Annotated in this window: 10 protein-coding genes; 2 read left to right on the top strand and 8 right to left on the bottom strand. The window is 66.6% G+C overall.

Annotated features, from left to right (window positions below):
• Positions 1–39: 39 nt before the first annotated feature.
• The 8 genes from argH to C1876_RS13590 all read right to left on the bottom strand — a co-directional run bounded on the left by argH (position 40) and on the right by C1876_RS13590 (position 10,430).
• A complete protein-coding gene (argH, locus tag C1876_RS13625) occupies positions 40–1,434 on the bottom strand; it encodes an argininosuccinate lyase (protein WP_114547272.1) in 1,395 nt (464 codons plus the stop codon).
• A 12-nt stretch (positions 1,435–1,446) separates the two neighbouring features.
• Positions 1,447–2,796, bottom strand: coding sequence for an argininosuccinate synthase (locus C1876_RS13620; RefSeq protein WP_114547271.1), 1,350 nt, complete (start codon positions 2,794–2,796; stop codon positions 1,447–1,449).
• Between the two features lie 259 nt (positions 2,797–3,055).
• Positions 3,056–3,484 (bottom strand): arginine repressor, encoded by a 429-nt coding sequence (locus C1876_RS13615; protein WP_009305040.1) that lies wholly within the window; start codon positions 3,482–3,484, stop codon positions 3,056–3,058.
• 254 nt (positions 3,485–3,738) lie between these two features.
• Positions 3,739–5,013 (bottom strand): aminotransferase class III-fold pyridoxal phosphate-dependent enzyme, encoded by a 1,275-nt coding sequence (locus C1876_RS13610; protein WP_114547270.1) that lies wholly within the window; start codon positions 5,011–5,013, stop codon positions 3,739–3,741.
• A 16-nt stretch (positions 5,014–5,029) separates the two neighbouring features.
• Positions 5,030–6,022: an acetylglutamate kinase gene (argB, locus tag C1876_RS13605; protein ID WP_114547269.1), complete on the bottom strand. Its 993-nt coding sequence runs from the start codon at positions 6,020–6,022 to the stop codon at positions 5,030–5,032.
• A complete protein-coding gene (argJ, locus tag C1876_RS13600) occupies positions 6,019–7,281 on the bottom strand; it encodes a bifunctional glutamate N-acetyltransferase/amino-acid acetyltransferase ArgJ (RefSeq protein WP_114547268.1) in 1,263 nt (420 codons plus the stop codon). Before argJ ends, argB begins: the two co-directional genes overlap by 4 nt.
• 38 nt (positions 7,282–7,319) lie before the next feature.
• Positions 7,320–8,384 (bottom strand): N-acetyl-gamma-glutamyl-phosphate reductase, encoded by a 1,065-nt coding sequence (argC, locus tag C1876_RS13595; protein WP_114547267.1) that lies wholly within the window; start codon positions 8,382–8,384, stop codon positions 7,320–7,322.
• Between the two features lie 198 nt (positions 8,385–8,582).
• Positions 8,583–10,430, bottom strand: a complete 1,848-nt coding sequence (locus tag C1876_RS13590; protein WP_114547266.1) for a polysaccharide biosynthesis protein — start codon at positions 10,428–10,430, stop codon at positions 8,583–8,585.
• 128 nt (positions 10,431–10,558) lie between these two features.
• Here C1876_RS13590 and C1876_RS13585 point away from each other — a divergent pair, with 128 nt between their 5' ends.
• Both C1876_RS13585 and C1876_RS13580 read left to right on the top strand, forming a co-directional pair.
• A complete protein-coding gene (locus C1876_RS13585) occupies positions 10,559–11,866 on the top strand; it encodes a glutamate-cysteine ligase family protein (protein WP_114547265.1) in 1,308 nt (435 codons plus the stop codon).
• A complete protein-coding gene (locus C1876_RS13580) occupies positions 11,863–12,297 on the top strand; it encodes an FKBP-type peptidyl-prolyl cis-trans isomerase (RefSeq protein WP_114547264.1) in 435 nt (144 codons plus the stop codon). Before C1876_RS13585 ends, C1876_RS13580 begins: the two co-directional genes overlap by 4 nt.
• Positions 12,298–12,445: the final 148 nt, after the last annotated feature.

The raw sequence follows: 12,445 nt of genomic DNA, 5'->3' as shown, positions 1-12,445 counted from the left end.
CACCCCGCTCCCCCGCGCTCCCCTCCGTATGCGCGGTTGCTACCCCTCGAGCGCCGCCGCGTCGGCCGCGAGCGCTTCCTGCGCAAGCGCCAGCTGCGCCCGCACGGCCGCATGCCCCGTGCCGCCCTCCGTCGTGCGCGCCGCCACGATGCTCTCCAGGTCGAGCGACGCGGTGATGTCGGCTTCGAACAGGTCGCTCTCGGCCTTGAAATCCGCCAGCGTCAGATCGTCGAGGTCGCAGCCGCGCTGCTCGCACACGAGCACGAGATGCCCCACCACCTCGTGGGCGCGCCTGAACGGCATGCCCTTCTTAGCCAGGTAGTCGGCCACGTCGGTGGCGGCGAGGTAGCCCTTCTTCGCCTGCTCGAGCATGGCCTCGGGCACCACGCGCATCGTCTCGATCATGCCGGCGGCGCAAACGAGGCAGTCCTCGAGCGTCTTGGCGGCGTCGATGGCACCCTCCTTGTCCTCCTGCAAGTCCTTGTTGTAGGCAAGCGGCAGCGCCTTCATGGTGACGAGCAGCGCCACCAAATCGCCCACGACGCGGCCCGTCTTGCCGCGGATGAGCTCGGCGAAGTCCGGGTTCTTCTTCTGCGGCATGATGGACGAGCCTGTGGAGAACGCGTCGGACAGCTCGATGAACGCGAACTCGGAGCTCGACCACAGCACGATCTCCTCGCACAGGCGCGACAGGTGCATGCACGAAACGCTGCACGCATACGACAAGTCCAGCAGGAAGTCGCGATCGGACACGGCGTCGAGCGAGTTCGGGATGACCTTCGAGAAGCCGAGCTCCGCCGCCGTCATCTGCCGGTCGAGCGGGTACGTGGTGCCCGCGAGCGCCGCCGAGCCGAGCGGGCTCGCATCCGCCGCCGCGCGGGCGGCGGCCAAGCGCTCGAAGTCGCGCGTGAGCATCCACACGTAGGCCAGCAGGTGGTGCGAGAACAGCACCGGCTGCGCGTGCTGCATATGCGTGTAGCCGGGCAGGATGACGTCGAAGTGCGCCTCGGCCTGCGCGACGAGCGCCTGGCGCAGCGCGACGTTCGCCGCCATGAGGTCCTCGCAGCGCTGCTTGGCGAACAGGCGCGTGTCGGTGGCCACCTGATCGTTGCGGCTGCGTCCCGTGTGCAGGCGCGCCCCCGCGTCCCCGATATCGGCGATAAGCGCGCGCTCCACGGACATGTGGATGTCCTCGTCGTTGATGTCGAACGTGAAATCGCCCGCCTCGATGCGCGCCTTCACGCGATCCAAGCCGCCCACGATGGCCGCGGCGTCGTCGGCGGCGATGACGCCCGCCGACCCCAGCATGCGCGCGTGCGCCTGCGACCCGGCGATATCCTGCGCGTACAGCGCCTTATCAACCGGCAACGACGCGCCGAAGCGCTGCGTGAACTCGCTCACGTTCTCCGTGAATCTACCCGACCACAAAGCCATGGTGCTCTCCCCTTACGCCTTCTCGGACACGGCTTGCAAAGCCGCCTCCGCCTCTTCGACGATCGACGACCCGACCGGCGTGACGTCCTCGTACTTGCCCTTCGTCAGCGGGCCGACCTTCTTCTGAGCGTCGAACAGCTCGGCCGGCGCGCCTTCCTGACGACGATTCGAGGCCCACGTCTTCGCCGACAGCGTCTGCAGCTGGATGAAGCCCTTGGCCGCGGCGTGGTCGAACGAGTCGTCCTTGTCGTAGGTGGCCAGCGCGTAGTCGTACAGCGAGTAGGCACTCTTCCGGCCCACCACGGTGCAGGAGCCCTTGTAGAACTTCAGCTTCACCGTGCCGGCCAGGCAGCGCTGCGTGGAGGCGAGGAAGGCGTCGAGCGCTTCCTTGAGCGGCGAGAACCACTGGCCGTTGTACACGCACTTCGCCCACTCCTGCTCCATGCCCAGCTTGAAGTGCAGCACTTCCCGCTCGAGCACGAGGTCCTCGAGCGCCTTGTGCGCCTGGATGAGCGACAGCGCGCCGGGCACTTCGTAGCACTCGCGGCTCTTCACGCCCACGAGCCGGTTCTCAATCATGTCGATGCGGCCGTAGCCGTGCTTGCCGGCAATCTCGTTGAGCGCGTAGATGATGCCGAGGAAGCTCTTTTGGTTGCCGTCGATAGCGTAGGGCAGGCCGCGCGCGAACTCGAGCTCGACGTACTGCGGCTCGTCGGGAGCCTCGGTGGGATCGGCGGTCATCGTGTAGATGTCCGAAGGCGGCTCCATCCAAGGATCTTCGAGCACGCCGCACTCGATGGCCCGGCCCCACAGGTTGTCGTCGATGGAGTACGGCGACTTCTTCGTGGCGGGCACGTCGATGCCGTGGGCGATGGCCCAGTCGATCTCCTCAGGACGCGTGTGCAAATCCCATTCGCGCACCGGGGCGATAATCTCGATGTCCGGATCGAGCATGAGGATGCTCGCCTCGAAGCGCACCTGGTCGTTGCCCTTGCCCGTGCAGCCGTGCGCGATGTACTTCGCGCCGAACTTGTGCGCGGCGTCCACGAGGTGCTTGGAGATGAGCGGCCGCGACAGCGCCGACACGAGCGGGTACTTGTTCTCGTACATGGCGTTCGCCGCAAGCGCCTTGGCCAGGTAGTCGTCGGCGAACGTCGAGCGCATGTCCACGACGAGGCACTCCACCGCGCCGGTTTTCAGCGCCTTCTGCTTGATCTTCTCGAGACCCTCGTGCTCCTGCCCCACATCGCCCACCACGGCGATGACGTCGAGGTTCTTCTCTTCTTGAAGCCATTTGATGCACACGGACGTGTCCAGTCCGCCGGAGTATGCCAGTACTGCCTTGTCTTTCTGCTGAGCCATGATAGGGTCCTTCCCTGGGTTTCGTTTGGTTGGATTGCCCGGTCACGGTGCGGCTCCGATGGCGCGTCTCCTGCCCTCGCCAGGCGGTCGGGATATGCGCGGGCCCAACGCGGATGTCTGCGTGGGGTTGCAATCGTGCGCACCACGGCTTTTCGTGGTGACATGCGTCAGAGCCGGGCGGCTCGGACGCTGCTGCTTGGTACAAGCGTGGGGTGAGTGCAGGGAGAAAAGCGTCCCCGCAAAGAAATATAGTCGACGACTAGCGTCGTCGCAGTCGGTCGATGGCGCGCTCAACTTCGACGGCAGCCTCAGGGCTCTCCGCCGCGATCATGATCGTGTTGTCGCCGGCCACCGTGCCCAATGCACCGCGCAGGCTGGCCTTATCGAGCGCAGCAGAGACGCCGGCAGCTCCGCCGGAGAACGTCTTCACTACGACCATATTGCCTGCCACGTGCACCTCTTCAACCAATTCGGAAACCATCCGTTGGAGCCGCATTTCCTCGGGGAGGACGTAATAGCCTTCGCGGGACTTCACCAGGCCCATGTCCATGATGTCGCGAGAGATCGTGGCCTGAGTGCATTCGTAGCCAGCGGCCTGCAGCTGATTGGCGAGATCGCGCTGCGTCTTGACATTATGTTCGCGAATGATGTCGCGAATGATGTCGTGCCGTTGTTGACGTTTCCTCATGCCCTCGATACTCTCTGTTCCCGTCCGAGAACGATCACATACGGTTCCGATCACATCCACCTTCGCGAGGTATGCAGAATTGCGGAATACCTGGCGAAAATATGCATTAAATAGTACCTCATGAATCGGGTTTCCGGCGCCAGAATTTCAAAAAGTGCGGAAAAGTTTCGACGACCCGACACCCTCTTGAGGGGAACGGCCTGTTCCGGGTTTCGTGCGAAACCGACCGTTCCCGTACACGGCTCCGGGCGAAGCTACGCCCCGAGCAATCGCCCGAGCTTCTGAGCAAGCACGTCGACGTCCGCCTCCGAGCACACGAGCGGCGGCAGGAAGCGGAGCGTGCGCGGGCCGGTGTAGTTGAGCAGCAGGCCCGCGTCGAGGCCCGCAAGCACCACGTCGGGCGCGCTCACGCCCTCGGCGAGATCGACGGCCACCATGAGCCCGAGGCCGCGCACCTCCTCCACGTTCGGCAGCTGCGCGAGCGCCTCGCGCAGGTAGGCGCCCACGCGCTCGGCGTTCTCGGCCAGGCCCTCGGCTGCAAGCGTGCGCACGGTGGCCTCGGCGGCGGCGACAGCCAGGCAGCTGCCGCCGAACGTGGAGCCGTGATCGCCGGCGTCGAACGAGGCGGCCACGTCGGCGCGCGCGGCGCACATGCCCATGGGGAAGCCCGAGGCGATGCCCTTCGCGATGGTCACCACGTCGGGCGTCACGCCGAAGTGCTGGAAGCCAAAGGGGTACGTGCCGCAGCGGTACATGCCGCACTGGATTTCGTCGCACATGAACAGCGCGCCGCGCTCGCCGGTGAGACGGCGCACCGCCTGGAGGAATTCGGCCGTGCACGGATGTACGCCGCCCTCGCCCTGCACGCACTCCACCATGACGGCGCAGATGGCGTCGCCCTGACTGGCGAACAGCCGCTCGAGCGCTTCCACGTCGTTCAAGGGCGTGCGGATGAACCCGTCGGGCAGCGGCTGGAACGCCTCCTGCTTGGCGGGCTGTGCCGTGGCGGCCAACGTGGCCAGGGTGCGGCCGTGGAAGCTGCGGTCGAGCGTGACGATGAGGCGCGGGGCGTTCGCCGCGGCGGCGCGCACGGCGTCCTCGTCGGCTCCGGCCCGCTCGGCGGCGGCGACGGCGCGCTTCTTGGCATGCAGGCGCGCCAGCTTGAACGCGCACTCGTTCGCCTCGGCGCCCGAGTTGGAGAAGAAGCTCTGCCACGGCATGGGCTCGTCGTCGGCGACGCATGCGTTGAGCAGGTCCGACACGAGGCGCGCCACCTCGCCGCGATGCTCGATGTAGTAGTAGTTGCTCACGTGGATGAGCGTGCGGGCCTGCTCCTCGAGCGCGGAGACGAGCGCCGGATGGCAGTGGCCCAGGCTCACCGCGCCCACGCCCGAGACGAAGTCGAGGTAGGTGCGGCCGTCGGCGTCCTCCACTTCCATGCCGCGCCCGCGCACGAGCTCGACGGGCTTGCGCGCGTACGTGCCCATGACGTATTCGGATTCGAGCAGCCGTTCCTCGTTGAAGCTCATGTCTTCCTTCTTTCGGTTAGAAAGTCTTGCCGTTCAGCCCCGTGCCGGCGGCGATGGAGTGCTGGCGGTTCTCGAGCAACTTCGAGGCGAAGTTGCCCAGCGGATGGGTGTCGAACGCGCAGGACTCCTCCGTCGAATGCATCGTCGTGCCAACGCCGGTGCTGGTCAGAAGCTCGAGCAGCAGCGAATGCGGCGTGATGCCGTTGATGATGTGCGCGCGGAACACGCCGGCGTCGAGCGCATGGATGCACGACTTGAGCTTCGGGATCATGCCCGTGGACACGATGTTGTTCTCCACCATGTACTGCGCCTCGAACAGCGTGAGGTTCGAGATGAGCGAATCTTTGTTCTCGAAGTTCTCGTACAGGCCGTCCACGTCGGTGAGGAACACCACCTTGTGCGCGCCGATGGCGGCCGCGATATGGCCCGCCACCATGTCGGCGTTGACGTTGTAGAAGCCGCCGTCCTCGCCGAGCGCCACCGAGGCGATGACGGGGATGTAGTCGCCGGCCACGAGGTCGTTGATGAGCGGGCTGTTGATGCGCGTGATGCGGCCGACGCGGCCGAGGTCGGGGCTGGCCTGCTCGGCCACGATGACGCCCGCATCGGCGCCCGACACGCCCACGGCGAAGTTGCCGTGCTCGTTGAGCGCTTCGACGAGCTCCTGGTTCACCTTGCCCATGAGCACGGTGCGCACGAGGTCCATGGCCTCGGGCGTGGTGACGCGCTGGCCGTCGCGGAACTCCACGGGCAGCTGCACGAAGTCCATCGCCTCGGTGATGGCCTTGCCGCCGCCGTGCACGATGACGGGGTTCACGCCGACGATCTTCAAGAGCACGATGTCGGCCATGACGTCGGCGCGCAGCTGCTCGTCCACCATGGCGGAGCCGCCGTACTTGATGACGACGGTCTTGCCGGTGATGTTCTTGATCCACGGCAGGGCCTCGACGAGCACTTCCGCCGCTTTGTGCGATGCGCCTTTCGGACGCGTGTCCTTCGCGTATTTCATGATCGATAGTCTCCGTTGATCGTAATGTACTCGTGCGTGAAATCGCACGTCCAAACCGTGGTTTCGGCGTCGCCCGCGCCCAGGTCGATGTCGATGGCGATTTCGGGCTGCTCGAAGCGGCGCAGGGCCTCGTCCTCGTCGAAGGCGACGGTCAGCCCGCCGCGGCACACGGGCAGACCCATGATGTCGATGGCGGCGTCTTCCTGGCGGAACGCCGCGCCCGACTTGCCGATGGCCATGGCGATGCGGCCCCAGTTCGCGTCGTGGCCGCAGATGGCGGTTTTGACGAGCGGCGAGTTCGCCACGGCGCGGGCCGCGAGGTCGGCGTCGGCGTCGTTCGCGGCGCCGGTCACCTTCACGGTGACGAGGCGCGAGGCCCCTTCCCCATCGGCGGCCATGAGGCGCGCGAGCGTTTCGCACACCGCGACGAGCGCGGCCTCGAAGCGCGCGAACGCGGCACCGTCCGGGTCGAAGGGCGCGCTGCCCGCGGGCGCGGCTTCGCCGCTTGCCAGCAGGAAGCAGGAGTCGTTCGTGGAGGTGTCGGAATCCACCGTCACCTTGTTGAAGCTGCGGTTCACCGCGCGCACGAGCGCCGCATGGAGCGCGGGTGCGGCAACGGGCGCGTCGGTGGTGATGACGGAGATCATGGTGGCCATGTTCGGCATGATCATGCCCGAACCCTTCGCCATGCCGCCCACCGTGAACGTGCAGCCGTCGTAGCCGACGCCGTCGCCCGAGAACGACACCGCGGCCTCCTTCGGGTACGTGTCGGTGGTCATGATGGCGCGCGCCGCGTCGGCGCCGCCCTCGGCGGAGAGCGCCGCGGTGGCGACCGGCAGGCCGGTGCCGAAGGGAGCCATGGGAAGGTGCACGCCGATGACGCCGGTGGACGCCACGAGCACTTCGGAGGCGGGGCAGCCCACCGCGTCGCCGGCGATCACGGCCGTCTCGCGCGCGGCCTCGAGACCCGGCTCGCCCGTCGCCGCGTTCGCGTTGCCCGAGTTCACCACCACCGCGCGCGCCGTGCCGTAGCCGACGCCTTCGAGGTGCTCGCGCGACACGGTGACGGGCGCGGAGCAGAACACGTTTTGGGTGAACACCGCCGCGCACGCGCACGGCTCGTCGGCGGCCACGAGCGCGAGGTCGAAGCGCTCGGGGTCCTTGCGGAAACCCGCGTGCACGCCGGATGCCCGGAACCCGCGCGCCGCCGTCACGCCGCCCTCGACGGGGCGCATCTCGGCATTCTGCTGATCGGTCATAGCAGCTTCTTTCTGGTCGCAGCCTGAAGGCGACCTGATCACACCGGAACGGACATTGCTTCGAGCCCGCGGGTCTGAGGCAGCCCCAGCACCGCGTTCGCACACTGCACGGCCTGGCTGGCCGCGCCCTTGCCCAGGTTGTCGATGGCGCCCACGGCCACGAGCATGCCCGCGCGCTCGTTCACGGCGAGGCCCACGTGCGCGTAGTTCGTGCCCACCACCGACGAGGTTTTCGGCATGGTGGGGGCAGGCAGCACGTGCACGAACGGGTCGTCGGCGTAGAACGCCTGGTAGAGCTCGACGATGGCCGCCGTGTCGCGGGGCGCATCGGATGCAAGCGGGAGGTTCACGGTGGACAGCAGGCCGCGATTGAGCGGCGCGAGGTGCGGGGTGAACACGAGCCGCCCTTCGATGCCGAGGATCTGCTCGATCTCGGGCGTGTGGCGATGCGTGGCCACGCCGTAGGCCTCGAGGTTCTCGTCGGCGAAGCAGAAGTGCGTGCGGGCCGACGCCTTCTTGCCCGCGCCCGTCACGCCCGAGATGGCGTCCACCACCACGGCGGCGTCGGGCGAGACGAGCCCGGAGCGGATGGCCGGCGCGCCCGCAAGCGAGGTGGCCGTGGGGTAGCAGCCCGCGCAGGCCACGAGCACGCCCTCGCCCGCCGCGCGGGCGGCGGCAACGCGCGCCAGGTCGTCGGGGAACAGCTCGGGCAGGCCGAAGGCGGCGCGCGCGAGGAGGTCGGTGGCCGTATGCGGCGTGGCGTACCAGCGCTCGTAGACGGCGGGGTCCTTGAGGCGGAAGTCGGCCGAGAGGTCGATCACCGCCACCCCGCGTTCGACGAGCTTCGGCGCCATGGCGAGCGCCGCCGTGTGCGGCACCGCGAGGAACACGAGGTCGCATGCGTCGAGCGCCGGGTCGTCGTGGGTGGTGAACGCCAGGTCGGTGATGCCGACGAAGCCGGGGTACTCGGTGGAAACGGGGGTTCCGGCCAGCTCGTTGGAGGTGACGACACGCAAGTCGAGGTCGGGATGGCGCAGCGCGAGCCTGGTCAGCTCGATGCCGGCGAATCCGGCCGCTCCAACGATGCCTGTCGTGATCGCCATGTCGATCCCCTCCGTCTTCCGTCGTCCGCCGTGCGGACGCGACGTCTCAAGCCGTTGCGTACCCCTCGATTTGTGCGAATGCACAAAAATAAGGCGTTTTCAGTGCTGCGAACCATCCTATGAAAGAACGGCGCGTTTGACAAGATTCGTAGGCAAAATGGTATGCGAGGAACAAAGACGCGCTGTCGCCCGCCTGCCCTATGCGTGGTTCGGGGTGTGGCGGTAGGTGCACACGGTTTTCTCCAGCACGCGCACGGCTTCTTCGTCGGTGAGCATGAGTGCGGCTTCCAGCTCGTCGAGCTTCGCCGCCACCTCGTCGTAGCTGATTTCCTGACCGGTGGAAATGAGGATGGAGTGGTTGTCCGTGGGCTGGGTGCTCTCTTCGTCCATGAGCAGCTCTTCGTACATCTTCTCGCCCTCGCGCAGGCCGGTGAACACGATCTTGACGTCCACGTCGGGCGTGAGGCCCTGCAGCTGGATGAGGCCCTTCGCCAAATCGACGATCTTCACGGGCTCGCCCATGTCGAGGATGAAGATCTCGCCGCCCTTCGCCATGCCGCCGGCCTGGATGACGAGGCGCGACGCCTCGGGGATGGTCATGAAGAAGCGCTCGATCTCGGGATGCGTGACGGTGAGCGGGCCGCCCGCGGCAATCTGGCGTTGGAACACGGGGATGACGCTGCCGTTCGAACCCAGAACGTTGCCGAACCGCACGGCCGAGAAGATGGTCTTCGACGTGCGGGCGTAGTACTGCATCACCATCTCGCCCATGCGCTTCGTGGCGCCCATGACGCTCGTGGGGTTCACGGCCTTGTCGGTGGAGATGAAGATGAAGCGGGCCGCGCCGTACGCGTCGGCGGCGCGCACCGCGTTGAGCGTGCCGAACACGTTGTTGTGCAGCGCCTCGCGCGGGCACTGCTCCATGAGGGGCACGTGCTTGTGGGCCGCTGCGTGGAACACGGCGCCGGGGCGGTACTTCGCGAACACCTCGTTGATGCGCGCTTCGTCGCACACGTTGCCGATTTCGATGACCACGTCGATGTCGTCGTACTCGGCCAGCACCTCGTTGCGCAGCATGTAGGCGTCGTTCTCGTACATGTCGAAGATGACGATGCGGGCCGGGGCCACCTTGCACAGCTGACGGCACAGCTCGCTGCCGATGGAGCCGCCGCCGCCCGTGACCAGCACCGTTTCGCCGGCGATGTAGCCCGACACGGCGCGCGTGTTGAGGATGATCTCCTCGCGTCCCAGCAGGTCGGCCACGTCGACGTCGCGCAGGCGCACGTCGCCGATCTCGTCGAGCGACAGCTCGCGCACGTTCGGCAGCGTGCGCAGCTTGCAGTCGGTCTTGGTGCATTCGCCGTAGATGCGCTTGCGCTCTTCGGGCGTCGAGGACGGGATGGCCACGACGATCTGGTCGATGTTGTAGCGATCCACGAGCTCGACGATGTCGTTCGTGGAACCGGCCACCTTCACGCCGTGGATACGCGAGCCGCACTTCGCGGGATCGTCGTCGGTGGCTACGATGGGAATGCCCGGCATGAGCGGGTCCTTCGAGGCCATGCGGCCGATGGCCAGCGAGCCCGTCTCCCCCGCGCCCACCACGAGGGTGCGCGGGCGGTCGCAGGTGCGTTGCGTGGAGGCGAGCACGCGCTTCTTCTGGCGCATGACGCGGAATACGAGGCGGATGCCGCCCATGAAGAAGATGAGCAGGAAGCACGAGACGAAGAACACGCGGATGGGCAGGCGCACGTCGATGATCCAGAGGAACACGGCGCCCACCAGGGTGGACAGCACCACGGCCAGCACGATTTGGATGGCCTCATCGACGCTGGCGTACTCCCACAGGTTGTTGTACAGGTGGAACAGGCCGAGCACGGCCACGTTGATGAGCGCGAGGATGCCCAGCATGAAGTAGATTTCGTTGTTGACGAACACCTCACCCTCGACATCGGTGAGCAAGGATGCAAGCCAGTAGGCGGCATACGTCGCTACGATGTCGAGCAGCAGCAGAAGCGCTGTTCTTTTTGTGATATGAGCGTCCAAACCGGGCCTCGTCTTCGAATGGAAATGCGAAACGATATGGTTTTCCGACATGGTCGGCGACCAAAGCGGTATTGTATACAAAGTATCGTACGCTTGCATAGATTACATCAAGTTCAGGAGCTTGCTACATGAATAAAACAGCCGCAACCGGACAGCCGTCCCCGTCTTCCCCGACGGCGGCGCAGCCCGCTCGCGAAAGCAATATCGATGCCATCGTCAGCTTCTTCGAAAGCGGCATCAAGCCCTTCGGAGGCCCCGGTGAGCTGGGCATCGAGCTGGAGCAGATCATCGTCCACGACGATTTGAGCCCCGTGTCGTACAGCGACGAGCACGGCGTGGCGTGGGTGCTGCGCCAGCTGCAGCAGGACTACCCGCGCACCACCACCGACGAGCACGGCGACCTCCTGGGCGTCTCCCGCCCGAGCGAGGCCGTCACCATCGAGCCCGCCGCGCAAATCGAGCTGTCGGCCGGCCCCTTCGCCGACCTCGCCACCGCATCCGACGCTTTCGTTGGGTTCGTGCAGCGCCTCGCCGCCATCCTCGAGCCCGTCGGCGAGAAAGCGCTGCCGATGGGCTACCACCCCACGGCCACCGCGCGCTCGCTCGAGCTCATCCCGAAGCGCCGCTACCAGTTCATGAACCTGTATTTGGGCGAGCGCGACACGTACGGCCCCTGCATGATGCGCGGCAGCGCCTCGACGCAGGTGTCCATCGACTACACGAGCACGGCCGACTGCCTGCGCAAGCTGCGCCTGGCGTTCGCGCTCGTGCCGGTGCTGTCGCTCATCTGCGACAACACGCCCGTGTTCGAGGGCAAGCCGCGCGAGCATCAGCTGGTGCGCACCGACATCTGGCAGCACGTGGACAACGACCGCTGCGGCCTCGTGCCCGACGTGCTGGACCCGGCCTTCGACCTGCGCCGCTACGCCGAGTACATCCTCGACACCGTGGCCATCCTCATCCCCTGCCACAAAGAGCAGTGGTGCTACTCCGACCGCACGTTCGGCGACATCTACGCCACGCGCACGATGACGCGCGCCGAGGTGGAGCACGCCGTGTCCATGTTCTTCACCGACGTGCGCCTCAAGACCTACATCGAGATTCGCCCGGCCGACGCCATGCCCATCCCCTACGTCATCGCCTACGCCGCGCTCATCAAGGGGCTGTTCTACGCGCCGGCGAGCCTCGACGCGCTCGACGAGCTGTTCGCCGAGGTGCGGCGCGCCGATTACCTGGCGGCGCAGGGCGCGCTCATGGAGCGCGGCTACGAGGCCGAGGTGTACGGGATGCCGGTGGCCGAGCTGTGCGATCGCGTGATGGCCATCGGGAAGGACGGCCTGGCCGAGGACGAGCAGCTTTTCCTCGAGCCCCTCGCCGATCTCGTCGCGCGGCGGGTGACGCTGGCCGACCTCGCGGAGCGAGGCGAAGAAGCATGAGCAACGAGAACCGCATGGTGAAGGTGGCGTACCGCGGGTTCTTCGACGACGGAGCCACGTTCATCGAGCAGATCGAACAGCCCATCGAGTTTCCCTGCGTGGAGGGATGGATGCCACCGGTGTTCATCGAGACGGTGCGCGACATGGTGGTCGGCGAGACGCGGCAGGCGCGCGTCGGGGCGAGCGAGGCGTGGGAAGAGCGCACCGAGGAGCGGGTGATCCGCGTTGAGCGCGCGAAGATACCCGCCACCGTCAAGCTCACCGTGGGCGAGATGATGAACCTCGAGCAGCCGGACGGGCAGACGTTTCCCGCACGCCTCGTCGAGCTTGACGACGAGCTTGCCGTGTTCGACATGAACGACGAAGCCATCGCGAAGGCGCTCAACTTCGAGATCACGCTGCTCGACGTGTACGACCTGCCGAACCGGTAGGAGACGGGCACGCCGGAAGAGTCTCGGGCTCCTCGGCCGGGCTCGCTCGCTGGATGACGCCGCGTTACGGACTTGTGGCGACTTGGAGCAAGTTTGCACCGCAATCGGGAAAGCGGGAGGCGCTCGGGTAGACTGTGGAACATTGCAT

The sequence above is a fragment of the Eggerthella sinensis genome, from assembly GCF_003339815.1.
GTDB lineage: Bacteria > Actinomycetota > Coriobacteriia > Coriobacteriales > Eggerthellaceae > Eggerthella > Eggerthella sinensis.
The sequence above is the reverse complement of the archived record's forward strand: the minus strand, read 5'-3'. Positions and strand labels throughout refer to the sequence as shown.

Excerpts from the sequence above, each read along its gene's own strand:
- C1876_RS13615 (WP_009305040.1), bottom strand. The coding sequence starts at position 3,484 with ATGAGGAAACGTCAACAACGGCACGACATCATTCGCGACATCATTCGC.
- argB (WP_114547269.1), bottom strand. The coding sequence starts at position 6,022 with ATGAAATACGCGAAGGACACGCGTCCGAAAGGCGCATCGCACAAAGCG.
- C1876_RS13610 (WP_114547270.1), bottom strand. The coding sequence starts at position 5,013 with ATGAGCTTCAACGAGGAACGGCTGCTCGAATCCGAATACGTCATGGGC.
- C1876_RS13585 (WP_114547265.1), top strand. The coding sequence starts at position 10,559 with ATGAATAAAACAGCCGCAACCGGACAGCCGTCCCCGTCTTCCCCGACG.
- argH (WP_114547272.1), bottom strand. The coding sequence starts at position 1,434 with ATGGCTTTGTGGTCGGGTAGATTCACGGAGAACGTGAGCGAGTTCACG.
- C1876_RS13620 (WP_114547271.1), bottom strand. The coding sequence starts at position 2,796 with ATGGCTCAGCAGAAAGACAAGGCAGTACTGGCATACTCCGGCGGACTG.
- argJ (WP_114547268.1), bottom strand. The coding sequence starts at position 7,281 with ATGACCGATCAGCAGAATGCCGAGATGCGCCCCGTCGAGGGCGGCGTG.
- argC (WP_114547267.1), bottom strand. The coding sequence starts at position 8,384 with ATGGCGATCACGACAGGCATCGTTGGAGCGGCCGGATTCGCCGGCATC.
- C1876_RS13580 (WP_114547264.1), top strand. The coding sequence starts at position 11,863 with ATGAGCAACGAGAACCGCATGGTGAAGGTGGCGTACCGCGGGTTCTTC.